This window comes from Primorskyibacter marinus (assembly GCF_003313245.1).
In the GTDB taxonomy this organism is placed as follows: Bacteria; Pseudomonadota; Alphaproteobacteria; order Rhodobacterales; family Rhodobacteraceae; genus Primorskyibacter; species Primorskyibacter marinus.
This window is the reverse complement of sequence record NZ_QJSD01000001.1, coordinates 393,934-409,618: the sequence shown is the minus strand read 5'-3', so window position 1 is coordinate 409,618 and position 15,685 is coordinate 393,934. Positions and strand designations below refer to the sequence as shown.

General features: G+C 59.8%; 15 protein-coding genes and 1 tRNA gene. 6 read left to right on the top strand and 10 right to left on the bottom strand.

Features of this window, described 5'->3' with window-relative positions; genetic code table 11:
• Nucleotides 1–27 precede the first annotated feature (27 nt).
• On the bottom strand, nucleotides 28–672 hold the full coding sequence (locus DMZ65_RS01950) for a pyrimidine 5'-nucleotidase (RefSeq protein WP_116597202.1): 645 nt from the start codon (nucleotides 670–672) through the stop codon (nucleotides 28–30).
• 99 nt (nucleotides 673–771) lie between these two features.
• Between DMZ65_RS01950 and DMZ65_RS01945 the strand changes: the two genes are divergently transcribed.
• Nucleotides 772–1,422, top strand: a complete 651-nt coding sequence (locus tag DMZ65_RS01945; protein ID WP_116597201.1) for a GntR family transcriptional regulator — start codon at nucleotides 772–774, stop codon at nucleotides 1,420–1,422.
• Between the two features lie 100 nt (nucleotides 1,423–1,522).
• Here the strand turns inward: DMZ65_RS01945 and DMZ65_RS01940 are convergent, their stop codons facing one another.
• The gene (locus DMZ65_RS01940) at nucleotides 1,523–3,424 is read right to left on the bottom strand and encodes a glycosyltransferase family 2 protein (protein WP_232824852.1); all 1,902 of its coding nucleotides are present in this window, start codon (nucleotides 3,422–3,424) and stop codon (nucleotides 1,523–1,525) included.
• Nucleotides 3,425–3,510: 86 nt separating this feature from the next.
• Complete coding sequence (gene carA / locus DMZ65_RS01935) at nucleotides 3,511–4,665, bottom strand: glutamine-hydrolyzing carbamoyl-phosphate synthase small subunit (RefSeq protein ID WP_116597200.1); 1,155 nt, start codon at nucleotides 4,663–4,665, stop codon at nucleotides 3,511–3,513.
• Nucleotides 4,666–4,850: 185 nt separating this feature from the next.
• Between carA and DMZ65_RS01930 the strand changes: the two genes are divergently transcribed.
• Entirely contained in the window at nucleotides 4,851–5,312 is a 462-nt protein-coding gene (locus DMZ65_RS01930; RefSeq protein WP_116597199.1) for a GatB/YqeY domain-containing protein, read from the top strand.
• Between the two features lie 28 nt (nucleotides 5,313–5,340).
• Here the strand turns inward: DMZ65_RS01930 and DMZ65_RS01925 are convergent, their stop codons facing one another.
• From DMZ65_RS01925 to ctaD, 3 genes are all read right to left on the bottom strand, one after another.
• Nucleotides 5,341–6,258, bottom strand: coding sequence for a hypothetical protein (locus DMZ65_RS01925; RefSeq protein WP_116597198.1), 918 nt, complete (start codon nucleotides 6,256–6,258; stop codon nucleotides 5,341–5,343).
• A gap of 11 nt (nucleotides 6,259–6,269) precedes the next feature.
• Nucleotides 6,270–6,824 carry a DUF2244 domain-containing protein gene (locus DMZ65_RS01920; protein WP_438942693.1) on the bottom strand — a complete coding sequence of 185 codons (555 nt, stop codon included), beginning with the start codon at nucleotides 6,822–6,824 and terminating at the stop codon, nucleotides 6,270–6,272.
• A gap of 163 nt (nucleotides 6,825–6,987) precedes the next feature.
• Nucleotides 6,988–8,661, bottom strand: a complete 1,674-nt coding sequence (gene ctaD / locus DMZ65_RS01915) for a cytochrome c oxidase subunit I (protein WP_116597196.1) — start codon at nucleotides 8,659–8,661, stop codon at nucleotides 6,988–6,990.
• 298 nt (nucleotides 8,662–8,959) lie between these two features.
• Here ctaD and DMZ65_RS01910 point away from each other — a divergent pair, with 298 nt between their 5' ends.
• Entirely contained in the window at nucleotides 8,960–9,193 is a 234-nt protein-coding gene (locus tag DMZ65_RS01910; RefSeq protein WP_157960540.1) for a hypothetical protein, read from the top strand.
• A 144-nt stretch (nucleotides 9,194–9,337) separates the two neighbouring features.
• Here the strand turns inward: DMZ65_RS01910 and lipB are convergent, their stop codons facing one another.
• Nucleotides 9,338–10,018, bottom strand: coding sequence for a lipoyl(octanoyl) transferase LipB (gene lipB, locus DMZ65_RS01905; protein WP_116597194.1), 681 nt, complete (start codon nucleotides 10,016–10,018; stop codon nucleotides 9,338–9,340).
• 142 nt (nucleotides 10,019–10,160) lie between these two features.
• On the opposite strand from lipB, the gene DMZ65_RS01900 reads away from it, so the two are divergent.
• The 3 genes from DMZ65_RS01900 to DMZ65_RS01890 all read left to right on the top strand — a co-directional run bounded on the left by DMZ65_RS01900 (nucleotide 10,161) and on the right by DMZ65_RS01890 (nucleotide 12,044).
• A complete protein-coding gene (locus tag DMZ65_RS01900; RefSeq protein ID WP_116597193.1) occupies nucleotides 10,161–11,078 on the top strand; it encodes a diacylglycerol/lipid kinase family protein in 918 nt (305 codons plus the stop codon).
• Nucleotides 11,075–11,881, top strand: coding sequence for a metallophosphoesterase family protein (locus DMZ65_RS01895; protein ID WP_116597192.1), 807 nt, complete (start codon nucleotides 11,075–11,077; stop codon nucleotides 11,879–11,881). Before DMZ65_RS01900 ends, DMZ65_RS01895 begins: the two co-directional genes overlap by 4 nt.
• Before the next feature lie 77 nt (nucleotides 11,882–11,958).
• Nucleotides 11,959–12,044 (top strand) — tRNA-Leu (locus tag DMZ65_RS01890).
• Between the two features lie 207 nt (nucleotides 12,045–12,251).
• Here the strand turns inward: DMZ65_RS01890 and DMZ65_RS01885 are convergent.
• The 3 genes from DMZ65_RS01885 to DMZ65_RS01875 are packed head-to-tail and all read right to left on the bottom strand — an operon-like array spanning nucleotide 12,252 to nucleotide 15,500.
• Nucleotides 12,252–13,502: a sulfatase family protein gene (locus DMZ65_RS01885; RefSeq protein WP_116597191.1), complete on the bottom strand. Its 1,251-nt coding sequence runs from the start codon at nucleotides 13,500–13,502 to the stop codon at nucleotides 12,252–12,254.
• The gene (locus DMZ65_RS01880; RefSeq protein ID WP_116597190.1) at nucleotides 13,499–14,509 is read right to left on the bottom strand and encodes an ABC transporter ATP-binding protein; all 1,011 of its coding nucleotides are present in this window, start codon (nucleotides 14,507–14,509) and stop codon (nucleotides 13,499–13,501) included. The genes DMZ65_RS01885 and DMZ65_RS01880 overlap by 4 nt, the downstream gene beginning before the upstream one ends.
• Nucleotides 14,502–15,500: an ABC transporter ATP-binding protein gene (locus DMZ65_RS01875; protein WP_232824850.1), complete on the bottom strand. Its 999-nt coding sequence runs from the start codon at nucleotides 15,498–15,500 to the stop codon at nucleotides 14,502–14,504. Before DMZ65_RS01875 ends, DMZ65_RS01880 begins: the two co-directional genes overlap by 8 nt.
• Nucleotides 15,501–15,685: the final 185 nt, after the last annotated feature.

The window sequence follows — 15,685 nt, the reverse complement described above, 5'->3', positions numbered from 1 at the left end:
GACAGATCGGGCTTTACCTTTGTGGCGCTAGGTGAGGCGCGCCAGGAACGCGGTCAGATCACCGGTGTGATGCTGGATATGTGGTGCCTCAAGGCGTTCGGGGGCGACATGAACCGTCCGCATCCCCATCGCATGAGGTTCGGCAAGGTTGCGCGGGTCGTCCTCGAACATCGCGGCGGTGCGAGGGGTGATACCGTCCATCGCAAAGACGGTCTCAAAGGCGGCGCGTTCGGGCTTGGGCAGAAAACCCGCCTCTTCGACGCCATAGATCGCATCGAACGCGGCCTCCAGTCCGCGGGCCTTGAGCACCTGTGCGGCGTAGGGCGCGGTGCCGTTCGTATAGACGATCTTGCGGCCGGGAAGGCGGGCAATGGTTTCGCAGAGGTATGGATCAGGCTGGAGACTGTCGAAGGAAATGTCGTGAACCTGCGTCAGATAGGGGCCGGGATCGACCTGATGTTCGCGCATCAACCCGGCCAGGGTCGTGCCATATGTTGCCCAGTAATGTTTGCGCAGATGGTCGGCGCGGTCCTGCTCGACCCCAAGTGCCGACATCACAAAGGATGTCATCCGCGTTTCGATCTGCTCGAAAAGCCGGGCGGCGGGCGGGTACAGGGTGTTGTCCAGATCGAACACCCATTGGCGGATATGAGAGAAGGCAGCGCGTGTCATACGGGAAAGGTAAAGGCATGTGCAGATACGCGCAATGGGTGGTCTTGCTTGCGGCAAGCGGTTATCCTGACGCGCATTCCCGGAGGACAAGATTGCACCATGAACCAGATTAAACCGCCGCAAAAGGATGCCTATTCGTTGATCCTCGATGCGATCGACGTTGGCGTGTTTCGCCCAGGCGACCGGTTGGTCGAAAGTGATCTGGCAGAGCGGTTCGGCGTGTCCCGGACGCCGATTCGCGAAGCGTTGCAGCGGCTTGAGACGCAATCCCTGTTGGCGCGTGACGGGCGCAGTCTGATCGTGGCGTCGCTGGATCATAACCAGATGGCAGAACTTTATGTCGTGCGCACAGAGCTTGAAGGCCTTGCCGCGCGGCTGGCTGCGCGCCATGCCACCGAAGAAGAGGTGCAGGTTCTGCGCGATATGGTGATCGAAGATCGCGCGTTGCTGGAAGATCCGGCAGCACTGGCGCGCACCAATCGGCGCTTCCACAAGCAGATCCACCTGACGTCGCATAACCGTTATCTGGTTCAGCAGCTTGATCTGGTCTACCGGTCGATGGCGCTGATGGCGACGACCTCGTTGGCGGCAGAGGGCCGGGGCGCCAATGCGCTTGAAGAGCATCTGGCGATTGTCGATGCGATTGCCCGGCGCGATGAAGATGCGGCCTACGCGGCGCTACGCGACCATATTTCAGCGGCTTTCGTGACACGGCTGAAACAGGACAGTCAGGGGTTGGCAGAAGAGTAACCGATTGACGAACCGCCCCGTGCCGACAGCGTGGAAAGACCGGGCTGGACGTGCTGCGATCGTTGGTTTCGACATTTCATGCGTTTCCGTCTTGGTCAATTCAGGGTGCCGCGCCTGTTTGTCGGGCTGAGCTGGACGGGGTATCTTGGCCGGCATCCGGGGGGGAATGACCATGCGCGGTCTTGTCCCAGTAAAAGGGCCGGACAAGCAGTTCATAGGCGGCCTTCGTCGCGGCAAGCCAACCCATCATGTAGTAGATCAACAACGTCGGCACCCACATCCACAAGCCGCGATGTCGGGTTCGCGCAACTGCGGCAAGTCCGATGACAATCGCCAATGCCTCGGATGCCAGAAAAATACCGGTAAGTACCCGCAATCCAGTATTGTCCAGAAGCGCCGACATCGGATGCGGCATGCCGAACAGCACCAGCCAGAAGGACCACATGATCGGTGCCAGCAGAAACTGGCTGATCGTGGTCAGGAAAAACACCTGAAAACCGGTGAATTTCCACGGTCCCAAAGTTCGCCAGAGTTTGCGGGGAGAGCGCATATGCGTGAGATATGTGATCATGTATCCCTTGAGCCAGCGCGAGCGTTGCTTGACCCAGGGCCAAAACCGGTTGTTGGCTTCCTCGCGTGTGACCGAGGCCAAAAGTTCGGTTTGATAGCCGTAGCGCGCCAGCCGAAAACCAAGATCGGCATCTTCGGTGACGTTATGGGCATCCCATCCGCCGACATGCTCCAATGCCTTGCGACGAAAGAATACTGTCGTGCCTCCCAGTGGTATTGCAAATCCCAAGCGGGCAAAACCCGGCAGCAGGATGCGGAACCAGCTTGCATATTCGATGGAAAAGCAACGCGACAGCCAGTTGGCGCGCGGGTTGTCGAAATCGAGAATGCCCTGAAGGCAGGCGGTCTTTGCGGGGGCACGGTTGAAATGCGCCACCACCCGATCAAGCTGGTCGGGGGCGGGGGCATCCTCGGCGTCGTATATGCCGACAATCTCGCCCCGACAGAATCCCAGCGCGTAGTTCAGCGCGCGCGGCTTGGTGGTGACACTGCCACCGGGGACTTCGATGACCCGCATCCAGGGTGGTAAAAGTGCCGGGATAAGCGCTTTGCGGGTTCGGTCGTCCTTGGCCTCCAACACCAGAACCACATCCAGCAAGGCGCGCGGATAGGTTAAACGTGAAAGCCGCCTGACCAGCGTTTCGGCAATGTCATCCTCATGATATAATGGCACCATTACTGAAACGGTCGGCCATGGGAATGGTGGTGGGTCGTGACGATGAACCGGCCTGTGGCGGAACTGCGCGACAAAGGCGGCGCCCTTCAACAGGCCCGACAGGATCAATGCGACGATCGCCCAGCTTGCGAGGCAGGCGAAAAACAGCCCCGGCATGAGTGCAAGCAACGAAAGCGCCCCAAGCCCCAGTAGACCGGCAAGAATGGCCCTGGGAGGTGTCATCAGAGCAAGGTCCCGGCAGCTTTCGTCGGCGCGGACCCGCGTTTCGGCCGCGTGCATCAGGGCCGCGCCATGACGCGCCGCAATTTCCGCATGGATGTCGGCCTCATGGGCCACAGCCATTTGGACCGAGCCGATACCGTCGGGAAGATGCGTGCGCAGCGTTTCGAACGCATCGGGGCGGGCGGTGGCAATCACCAATGTCTTGCCGATGCGCAGCCAAGGCAGGACCAGATGTTCCAGACAGAATTCGGCGCTGAGCATGTCACGCAGGTCGGGATCGGGCGGCTGATCGTCCCGGTCAAGCGCCATGACGCCCCAGTGACGCGCTTGCGCGGCCACGATCTGCGACGGATCCGCCAAGGCATCAGCCTCGCAGATGCGAGCAATCCTTGCGCCGCTGCGACCTTTTTCTGCAAGCGCATTCAACAGGTCGCCGGTTTCCAGCGCGCCTGCCTCCAGCAGCATTTGCCCCACTGGGCGACCACGCTGAACCGGAAGCTCCGCGCGTGAAAGGTCTAGCTTCGGTTCACTCATCGCTGAGCCGCCACCCTGGTTTCTACCGTTCAAGTTTTGGCGGTAGAAACTTAAGGTTGGCTTAACCGACCTTTAGAGAGTGGCGTTCACCGGGCGGACATGTAATCCGCAAACCGCTCGAAAAGGTAAAAACTGTCCTGCGGTCCGGGGCTGGCCTCGGGGTGATGCTGAACAGAGAACACCGGGCGGTCCTTTACACGCAACCCGCAATTGGACCCGTCGAACAGTGAAACATGAGTCTCTTCCACGCCTTCCGGGAAGGTCTGGCTGTCGACGGCAAACCCGTGGTTCATCGAGGTGATCTCGACCTTGTCGGTGGTGTAATCTTTCACGGGGTGGTTGGCACCGTGATGGCCGTGGTTCATCTTGACGGTCCGTGCGCCAAGCGCCAGTGCCAGCATCTGATGGCCCAGGCAGATGCCAAAGATCGGCAGGTCGGGTTTTTCCAGTAGGGATTTGATCATCGGCACGGCATATTCCCCGGTCGCTGCGGGATCTCCGGGACCGTTGGACAGGAACACGCCGTCCGGGTCATGCGCCATGATCTCCTCGGCGGTGGCGGTGGCGGGCAGCACGGTCACATCGCAGCCCGCAGAGGCGAGACAGCGCAGGATATTGCGCTTGGCACCGTAATCCACGGCAACGACCTTGTGACGCGGGGCCTCTTGCTTGGCATAGCCATCGGGCCATGCCCACCGCATCTCATCCCAGCGATAGCTTTGTGCGCAAGTCACATCACGGGCCAGGTCAACACCTTCGAGCCCGGCAAATTCGCGCGCCTGTGCGATCAGCGCGTCAGTGTCGAAATTTCCGTCTGGATCATGTGCCAATGCGACATGCGGCGCGCCTTGCTGGCGGATGGCACGGGTCAGGCGGCGTGTATCGAGGCCGCCAATGGCGATACGACCACGGGAGGCCAGCCAATCGCCCAGTTCTTGCGCGGCGCGCCAGTTGGAGGATTGCGTGGGCATCCATTTCACGACCATGCCAGCGGCGACCGGATCCGCGGTCTCGTCGTCGTCGGGGTTGACGCCGACATTGCCGACATGGGGGAAGGTGAAGGTGACGATCTGCCCTGCATAGGAGGGATCGGTCATGATTTCCTGATAGCCGGTCATGGCGGTGTTGAAACACAGCTCTGCAACCTTGACGCCGGTAGCGCCAAAGCCTTGACCGTAAAAAACCGTTCCATCCGCAAGCGCGAGGCAGGCGGTGGGCTTGGCATGGGACGAGGAGACCATGGCGCGACTCTTTCTCTGGCGTGGATTTGCGCGAACCTACGGGGGCTGGCGACGGTGGTCAAGTGGCAAGAGGCAAGATGATATTGTGTAAATTCAGTAAGTTAGAAGAAATATCCAGCGGTTGCGCCTTGGGCGTCGATTAGGTATCTTCGGATTTCGCGTAAACCATGGGGATGGGATCGACAATGGAACTTCGGACGCGGGTCAACTCCGCCATGAAACAAGCGATGCGGGACAAGGCGACTATGCGACTTTCGACCCTGCGCCTGGTCAATGCGGCAATCAAGGACAAGGATATTGCAGCCCGGAGCGAAGGCGGAGATGACGGGGTGCCTGATTCCGAAGTGCTTGCGATCCTTGGAAAAATGGTAAAACAACGGCAGGAAAGCGCCCGCACCTACGAAGAGGGTGGCCGCGTGGATCTGGCAGAGCGGGAAATGGCCGAGATAGCAGTGATCGAGGAATTCCTGCCGCGCAAACTGTCCGACAAGGATGTCGAGAAGGCCGTCAACGATGCAATGTCGGAAGTTGGCGCAGATTCAATCCGTGATATGGGCCGGGTGATGGCCGTGCTGAAAGGCAAATATACCGGACAGATGGATTTTGGCGAAGTCGGCCCGATGGTCAAGAAACGCCTGTCGGCCTAACTGCGCTGCGCAGGGTGGTCTGGTGTCCCTATGAGTCGAGGGCCGGGAAATCGGCCTTGATCGCTGCCAGCTCGGTCGGGTCGTCTATCTGAAATCGGACAACGAAACGGGTCTTGAACCCGACGCGGCCCCTGCGGGCACCGAAATTCTCGCCATGATTCAGCACATACAGCACCGAAGGTCGCGATAGCGGCTGCAACCTTTGTCCGGCCAGACGGGCAAGGTAGGGAAACATGCGATGTTCGTGCTGGGTCATCTCGCGCAGAAAATCCACCATGCCGGGCAAAGACAGATCGAACCGCAACGCGGCGCAGGAACCGCAGAGTTTCCAGAACGGTTTGCGCAAGGGTTGCCTTGGATCGGGTGCATCCGCCAGCGCCACCGCGCCCGTGCTGGCATCCATCACATAGCCGGCTTGCACGAGATAGCCGCCTTTGACGTTCCGGCTCAGCATCTCTGCCACGGTGCCTTGGCGCAACAGATCGTCCGCATCAAAGCTCATGGCGTAGCCCGCGTTGATGTCGAGGCTTGGCAGGTGATCGTACAGACAGGCCAGCTTGCGCCATTTGTCATTACCGGGTGCCGGGTCGTCGAAGGGCAGGTAGCTTATGCGCGGATCGTCGGGCAGGGCGGGGCGTTGTTGACAGCAGATCACGGCGCGCCAGTTTGGATTGTCCTGCGCGATCAGGCTGCTTAGCGTAAGGTGGAGCCGCAGAACCACAGCTTGCCAGTCACCGACATGGTCCTGTGCGACCAGCGGGATCAGGAACACCACCTGTTGCGGAGCGGCCCATCCGTGCCCCTGTGCCGCTTCCCGCAAATGCAGCGCCGCGCGCTCGGACGCGGCCTGAGCCTCGCCCCCGCCAGCCAGTTTTGGGCCGACCACCGCCGCAGCGGCCAGAAGGGCCGCGCGTTTCAATTTCGGAGAGGCCGGGGCCTGCGCCATGAATAATCTTCCTAAGAAGGTGTAATGCGCCGCATCCGGTCTGTGAGTTCGGAGTAAAGCGCCTTTCTTTCGTCTTCGCTTAGAAACGCGCCGATTTCAACCTCGCGCCCCGCACCGGACAGGGTGATATAATGCGGCACCGGGCCATTTCTGGGATGCATTTTCAGCTTTGCCCAGTAAGGGTTGCACTGCCATTCCTGGTCTGCGCCGCGCGGATTTTTCCGTACCAGGTGCATGCGGTCCGCGCCGATCGTCAAGGTTTCGAGAATCTCGCGATCAGCCTCGTTGCGACGCAGCGCGTACCACAAACCCGCAAGGGCAAGCATGCCAAAAGGCAGAAGGCCCCATAGCAGGACCGTCCCCAAAAGACCGAAGAGTGGCATGCTGATCAGCAAAAAGGTTGCGAGGATGAACGCCGCGAATCCTTTGGGCGGAAGCGAGTTGTGCGGCCAGAGGCGCAGTTCGGTCTCGGCTGTGGCGCGCGGATTTTCTGACCAAGAATAGGGCATGGGGCCAAGAATAATACGTTTGAGCGCGATGTTAAGTGCTGCAAAGCCGATGGGCATTCTGCCGCACCCGTTGGCGTGGACGGCTGGCGGCGCGCAGTGAGGGTGTGGGCTCGACGCGCTGATGTCCTGAAATATCAGGCGGCGCAGGATCGAGTGTCAAAACGCAAAAGGCCCCGGATCAAGTCCGGGGCCCTTCGATTGCCTCAGTCGGGCGCTGCCACTAATGCGCGTGGCCCTTGTCCCAGTCTTCCTGCTTCGGAAGGATCTCGAACGTATGCTCGGGCGGCGGGCTGGGCAGGGTCCATTCCAGCGTATCGGCATACTCGTTCCAGGGATTCGCTGCGGTGCATTTCGCTCCGGCGCGCAGAGAGTAGACCATGACACCGATGAAGAACACGAAAGACGCGAAGGACAGGAAGGCACCCCAACTCGACACTGCGTTCCATGTGGCGAACGCCTCTGGATAGTCGATATAGCGGCGCGGCATGCCCTGACGGCCCAGGAAGTGCTGCGGGAAGAAGGTCAGGTTCGCGCCGATGAAGAAGGCCCAGAAGTGAAGCTTGCCTGCCCATTCGGGATACATCTTGCCGGTGAATTTGGGGAAGTAGAAATAGATCCCCGCAAAGATCGCGAACACGGCACCCAGGCTCATCACATAGTGGAAATGCGCCACAACGTAGTAGGTATCGTGATAGGCGCGGTCGACGCCTGCCTGGCTGAGAACGATGCCTGTCACGCCACCCACGGTGAAGAGGAACAGGAAGCCGAACGCCCAGAGCATCGGAGTCTTGAAGTCGATCGACCCGCCCCACATGGTTGCGATCCACGAGAAGATCTTGACCCCTGTCGGGACCGCGATGACCATGGTTGCCAGCATGAAGTAGCTTTGCTGGGTCAGCGACATGCCGACGGTGTACATGTGGTGTGCCCAGACAACGAAGCCCAGTGCGCCAATCGCGATCAGTGCCCAGACCATCGGCAGGTAGCCGAAGATCGGCTTGCGCGCGAAGGTCGCGATGACGTGGCTGATGATGCCGAAACCGGGCAGGATCACGATGTAGACCTCGGGATGGCCGAAGAACCACAGGATGTGCTGGTAGAGGACCGGATCGCCGCCGCCCGCAGGATCAAAGAAGGTGGTTCCGAAGTTGCGGTCGGTCAGCAGCATGGTGATGGCACCGGCGAGAACCGGCAGCGCGAGCAGGATCAGCCAGGCGGTGACGAAGATCGACCACGAGAACAGCGGCACCTTGAACAGGGTCATGCCGGGGGCACGCATGTTCAGGAAGGTGGTGATCATGTTGATCGCGCCCAGGATCGAGCTTGCACCCGAAACGTGGACCGCAAAAATCGCCAGATCCATCGACATGCCGCCTTCGCGGACCGACAAGGGCGGGTAAAGCACCCAGCCGACGCCGGAACCCGCCTGACCGTTGCCACCCGGTGCCAGCAGCGAACAGACCGCCAGCGAGGTGCCCGCGACATAAAGCCAGAAGGACAGGTTGTTGAGACGCGGGAACGCCATGTCGGGCGCGCCGATCTGCAATGGCATCAGATAGTTGCCGAAACCGCCGAACAGGGCCGGAATAACCACGAAGAACATCATCAGGATGCCGTGGCCGGTGATCAGCACGTTCCACAGATGCCCGTTGGGCGTACATTCGCCGGCTGCCGCAGCAATCAGCCGCGCGCCTTCCATGCACATGTATTGCACGCCCGGATCCATAAGTTCCAAACGCATGTAGACGGTGAATGCTACCGAGATGAATCCGGCAAGGCCGGAAACGATCAGGTAGAGTAACCCGATATCCTTGTGGTTCGTCGACATGAACCAACGCGTGAAAAAACCGCGCTCGTCCTCATGTTCGTGGCCGTGAATGGCGGCGTCAGCCATGTCTTGCCTCCTGCTGGTATGGTGACAGGGGCGCGCACAGCCCGCACTCGCCCCGATAATCTATGCACGTTTTAGAATGCGGTGGCGGCATGGGCAATGTCAGACTTTGACGCAGATCAAACATTTTTGTCGCAGGCGGGTCTGGCGAGGGGCATGGATTCCCTTACCCTCGTGCATGCGAACAGTCAGGAAAACCTGACTGTCGGTGAATTCGGGCATTTGTTAATGTAATGTTAACGCAGGTTGCTGCCACAACCTCCGGGTCCGGACCAAACCGGGCCTGAATCAGGGGAGAAGAATGACGATGACATATCAGGACAGTCTGAAACCGGTATCGCGGGCCTTCCCCATATGGATGGCTGATCGATTGGTTGGTTTTCTTCGCACCCTGCGATTTTCTCTGAGAACCCCGTTCGACGAACGCCACGATGCCCTCCGGGCCGAAGTCGAGCGGTTGCGGGCACTGGACGATGACGCATTGGCGCGGCTTGGCCTGCGACGCGCGGACATTCTATGGCACGTTTTTGCCTGAACGACATTTCGACAGCAGATTTATTCCGTTCCCGATCTTACAACCAAGACCTTTTCAAACATTCTTTGAACGTTTCTGATTTCACATGAAGATAAAAGGCGCATTGCGGGATGCGCCTTTTCTTTTTCTGTTGGTACGGGCCAGTCAAATGCCGGGCTGACCTTGGCGAGCGGGGATCTTGCCCACCACCGTGTCAAAACTGTGCTGAAGGGCGACGTCGAGATCTGCCATTGTCACCGGCAGGCCCAGATCAACCAGGCTGGTCACGCCGTGTTCGGTGATGCCGCAGGGCACGATGCCACTGAAATCATCAAGCTCGGGTTCGACATTGATCGAAATGCCGTGAAAACTGACCCATTTGCGCAGTCGGATGCCGATGGCGGCGATCTTGTCTTCCTGTTTGGCACCGGTGGCGGTCAACGGTTTGTCGTCGCGCTCGATCCAGACACCGACCCGACCGTCGCGGATGTGGCCGCGCAGGTTGAATTCGTCCAATGTTGCGATGACCCAGTTTTCCAGCGTCTTGACGAATTGGCGCACATCGCGTCCCCGACGTCCGACATCCAGCATCACATAAGCGACGCGCTGGCCGGGTCCGTGATAGGTATACTGTCCGCCGCGTTTGGACTGGTAGACGGGAAAGCGGTCCGGATCGGTCAGGTCTTCGGGTTTGGCCGATGTCCCGGCTGTGTAAAGCGGAGGATGCTCCACCAGCCAGACGCATTCGTCGGCAGTTCCCGCCGCAATGGCGGCGACGCGGGCTTCCATGAAGGCGACCGCCGCTTCGTAATCGGTCAGCCCATCGGTGGTGATCCAGTCGACCATTTGTTGCACTCCGCTGTGGCGACCTGCCAAAATTGCCGATCAACTCTTATTGAAGGCCCGCACGAAAAGGAACCCATAACGCTTCGTCGCGTTGAATGTGCAGCATGGCAGGAGAGCACCGGTGTCAACGCATGAGACGACAATGAAGATGGGGCCGGAGGGAAAGCCTGCCGCAGACGTCTGTGTCCTCCTTAATGCGTCGTCTGGACGAGGGGAAACCGATGCCACGGTGGCGGCGTTGAAGTCCGCCTTTGCGCGCCATCCCGGCATGTTTGAACTTCGCAGGATGGACGGCGGCAACCTGCTTGCCGATACCTGCCGCCGAGCCATGAAGGACGGGTTTCGTACAATTGTCGCTGCGGGCGGGGATGGCACAATCTCGGGCATTGCCGGGCAGTTAGCCGGGTCCGGGCGCACGATGGGCATCATTCCGCAAGGGACGTTTAACTTTGTTGCACGAGGGCTGGGTATCCCGGAACAGATCAATGACGCGATAGATCTGATTGCGGAAGGGCAGTCGCGCGCTTTCACGCTTGGCGAGGTGAATGGTCGGCCTTTCGTCAACAATGCCAGTCTTGGGGTTTATCCCGAGGTGTTGAAGAAGCGCGAGGGCACATACAGGCGCTGGGGCAGATCGCAACTGGCGGCACATTGGTCGGTGCTGCGTGCCTTTGCGACGTTCCGGTCCCCCCTGCGGATGAAAGTCACCGTGGATGGCAAGGTCCACCGCGCCAAGACTCCGCTGGCCTTTGTGGCACGGAGTGCGTTCCAGCTGGAGCATTTCGGGCTGGACGGGGCCGAATGTATCCGGGACGGTGGGTTCGCGCTGTTTTTGGCCCCTGACAGTACGCGCATGCAACTGTTGGTCGGTGCCTTGAAGCTTGCACGCAGAGGCATGGACCCACAGCGCGACTTCGAGCTGATCTGCGGACATGACATCCAGATTGAAACGCTGCAACCAAGCCATGTGATCGCCATGGACGGCGAGCGTTTCCCGATGACGGGACCGTTCAATTTTCGGCTGCGGGATGATGCGTTGCGGGTGATCGCCCCGGCATGACGCGCATCGTTCATATCTCGGACCTGCATTTCGGCAAGGACCGGCCAGAACTGCTGGATCCCTTGGTGCGCTTCATCAACGGGTCAGGGGCGGCCCTTGTTCTGCTGTCCGGCGATTTGACGCAGCGTGCCCGCCATAACCAGTTCAAGGACGCACGGGCCTTTATTGACCGCTTGTCACCGCAAGTGCTGTCGGTGCCGGGCAATCACGACACGCCGCTTGATAACCTGCTTGTTCGGTTTTTGTGGCCGTGGTCGCGCTTTCGCAAGCACATCGCCCGCGATCTGGAGCCTTGCTGGCAATCGGACGATGTTCTGGTCAACGGCATCAATACCGCCGATTCCCGTGCATGGCAGCGTGGCAAGTTGCGCCGGACCAGTCTGCGCCGGGTTTGCAATCATCTGTTGTGCGGCCCCGATGGACGCCGCGACGACCGCTTGGGCATCGTCATGATGCACCATCCGCCCGAACATCAACCGGACACCCATAAACGTCCGATGCGCAATGCCGACGTCGGCTTGCGAGAATTGAACAGCTGTGGCGCGGATATTGTGCTGTGCGGTCATCTGCACACTTGGAGCACACGGATTCTGCGCGATGCCGAAGGCATCTTGTTGCTTCAGGCAGGCACCGGCCTGTCCAGTCGTGTAAGAGGCGAACCGAACGACCTCAACCTACTGGAAATAGACGGAAAGCGTCTGACGGTGGAACGTCACGCCGCAGATATTGATGCGCAGGATTTCAGTCGAATTTCACGCCAAACATATGAGAAGATTGACGGAACATGGGAGCTTTGCAGATGATCGGTGGATTTTGCGTAAAAATGCCCTTCACATCGTCCACGCGCTTGGATATACGCCGCGACACTACCCGATCATGTGCGGTCGTGGCGGAATGGTAGACGCGCAGCGTTGAGGTCGCTGTGGGGTAATACCCGTGAGAGTTCGAGTCTCTCCGACCGCACCATCACCACCCCTCGAGGGTGTTGTTTTTCAAGCATGACATGACCTTGGTGCCCCCTCCCGAGATGAAAATTGGGGCATTTTGCATGGCTGTAGTCATGAAACTGAAGCATGTTGACGAATTGGCAGGGGCTTATCCACAGTCGAATCCGCCACCTCTGTGACGACGATTCCGATCAGAACCGTATGAGAAAAAGACCAAAATCGCGCGTCAGGCCACCAACCGCAAGAGCGCAAGACCTTCGTGGTCGTCTATGCGGTGCGCAAATTGCTTGGCGTCGCGCACCATCTGTTCGATCACGGGTCGATAAGATGGATAATGGGTGTAGCGATCGAAACCGGGATCGGTGCGGGGCGTGGTGAAAAGGTTCAGCTCTTCCTCGGGATCGGCATGTCGGTTGTAAAGCTCGTGGTTGCCATCATCCGAGACGATGAGTTTCCAACCCTCGGATAGCCATGCGCGTTGGTGCAATGCGCTGACATGGGTGATGTTCTGAACGTAGAACCCGCGCCGCCAATCCGGGGCGGGCATGCCGTCGAGCAAGGGTTTGAGACTTTGCCCGTGACATTGGTCCAGCGACGGCACCTTGGCGAATTCCAGCAGGGTTGGTGTCAGATCCTGCAACCCCACCAGATCCGTTCGCACGTCACCGGCGGCGATTGTGCCCGGACATGAGATCAGCATCGGGATGCGGATCGAATCGTCGGTGCAGACGAATTTATGCTCGCCCTCGGGGCGGTAGCGGAAGGTCTCTCCGTGGTCGGAGTAATACAGGACAATCGTGTTCTCGCGCAGTCCTGTGGATTCCAGCGTGTCCAGTATGCGCCCGATCTCATGGTCAAGCGCGGAGACAGCGGCGTAATAACCCGCGAAAGGCACGCCCTTGTTGCGATAGGGTTCGTAGAAACGCGCAGGTGCGGTGAAAGGATCATGCGGCGGGTAGTAGCTTTGGACCATGACGAAGGGTTGATCTTTGGCCGCATGCGCCTGTTCTTGCAGAAAATCGATGCAGGCGTCGGTCTGCACGGTGGGTCGGTATTGGCCGTCAAGACGACCGTCCACCCAATGCCCGACACGGCTGTTGAAGCTCTCTTCCCAGATGTCGAAGAACGGCGGGTGGCCTTCGCCCAGATGCCATTTCCCGAAATGCGCGGTCAGGTAGCCTGCATCCTGTAGCTGGTCGAAGACTGTTCGTTTGACCGCGCCGACGCTTTCGAACGCATTGTCGATGCCGTAGACGTTGTCGATGATCCGATGGGTGTGGGGGTAGACGCCGGTCCACATCGTCGCGCGGGCGGGGGTGCAGACGGGCCAGGGGGTGTAGGCGTTCTGGAACCGCACACCCTCTGCGCCCAGCCGGTCCAGATTGGGCGTTTCAACAAAGGCGCTGCCTGCGCAGCCCATCGCATCGGCGCGGTGCTGGTCCGAGAAGATCACGACGATATTGGGCTGTTTGGTCATGCGGACTGTCCTTTTGCAGCGGGCAGGGCGGGGGTCAGAAGGTGGCAGTTGGCACCGTGGTTCGGGCCAACAGTCGTTCGCGGGGGGGGCGTGCTGCGGCAGATCTGCATCACATGCGGGCAGCGGGTGTGAAATCGGCAGCCCGAGGGCGGGTCGATCGGGCTGGGAATGTCGCCCTTTATGGCAAGTTTTGGCCGTTCCTGGACACGCGCGCGCGGGACGGATTTCAGCAATGCCTGGGTGTAGGGATGCGCGGGTGCCGCAAAAAGCTGTGCCTTCGGTGCGATCTCGACAATTTCGCCCAGATACATCACCGCAATATGGTCGGCGATGTGACGGACAATGGCCATGTCATGGCTGATGAACAGGTAGGTCAGGTGGCGCTCGTGCTTGAGCTTTTGCAAAAGGTTGACGATTTGCGCCTGCACGCTGACATCAAGCGCCGAAACGGCCTCATCGCAGATCAGCAGATCGGTTTCCAAGGCAAGCGCGCGGGCAATGCCGACGCGCTGGCGCTGACCGCCCGACAACTGGTGCGGAAAGCGCGCGGCAAACTCTTGCGGTAGACCCACAAGGTCAAGCAGTTCGGCAAGCCGTGCCCGCCGCGCTTTGGCCGTACCGACAGAGTGAATGTCCAGCGGTTCCATGATCGCCTGCCCGATCAGCATACGCGGATTGAGCGAGCCGAACGGATCCTGGATGACGATCTGGACGCGGCGGCGGAACTCTTGCATGGCGCGATGATCCAGGCCGCGTATCTCGGTGCCTGCGATCTCGATCCGGCCGGAGTCAGCCTCGATCAAACGCAGCACCAGACGGCCCAGAGTGGTCTTGCCGCAGCCGGATTCGCCGACCACGGCCAGCGTCTCGCCGCGCGCGATCGAAAAGGACACGTCGTCAACTGCCCGCACGACCGGGCGTTTGCGACCAAGCAGCCCGCCACGTCCGACCCGAAAGTGCTTTGTCAGGTTGGTGATGCGCAGATAGGGCGTGCCGCGATCATCCATCACTGACCTCCAGCGGTTCGTCAAAGAGGTAACCTTTGGGGCGTATGCAGGCGGCACGATGCTGATGTTCAAAACCCATCAGTCGCGGATCAGTCTGGTCGCAGATCTGACGAAAATGCGCGCAACGCGGTCCAAACCGGCAGCCATTGGGGCGTTCATGCGGTTGCGGTACAGTGCCGGGAATGGTTGGTAATTCGTCCACATCACGATCCACCGGCGGATGGCTGCGCAACAGTCCTTGGGTATAGGGGTGCAGCGCGTGCTCGAAAATCTGTGACGTCGTCCCGGTCTCGATGATCCGGCCAGCATACATCACCGAGACATCGTCGGCATAGCCTGCAACCACGCCCAGGTCATGGGTAATCAACAGAATACCCATGCCCAACTCGCGCTGCAACTCGTGCAGCAATTCAAGGATCTGTGCCTGAATGGTCACATCCAGCGCCGTTGTCGGTTCGTCCGCGATCAGCAGCTTGGGCTGGCAGGCGATGGCGATGGCGATCATCACACGCTGCCGCATGCCACCCGATAGCTGATGTGGGTATTCGTCAATCCGCCTGTCGGCTGCGGGAATGCGGACCCATTCCAGCATTTCCAACGCGCGTTTCCGGGCCGTCGCGCGATTTAGCCCTTGATGCACGCGCAAGGTTTCGACGATTTGCTCGCCCACCGGAAGCACGGGATTCAGCGCGGTCATCGGCTCTTGAAAGATCATCGAGATTTCTGCCCCGCGCACGCGCCGCATTTCAGTCGTGCCAAGCGCCGACAGGTCGCGCCCGTCAAAGGTGATGCGCTGGGCCTCGACGCGGAATTGCCTGGGCTCAAGCAGGCGCATGATCGCCATGGCCGACACCGACTTGCCACTGCCGGATTCTCCGACCAGCCCGTGGGTCTTGCCCATCATCAAGTCCAGATCGACCCCTTCGATCAGCGCCGCGCGCCCAAGGCTGACGCCTAGTCCGCGGACCGAAAGCAAAGGCGTAACCGCCATGTCGGATCTCCGAATCTGCATGTCGGCCATTATGCACATAGCCGTTCGAAAAGACGCGTTACAAAATAGCAGCTTGCGCTCTTCGTATACGTTTATACAATCCGAAAAATGCGAGTCAACCTGTGCGGCATCTGCACAAGGGCGGCGCTTTACGGCCATTGATCCCGAAAGCTGCCGACGTTGCG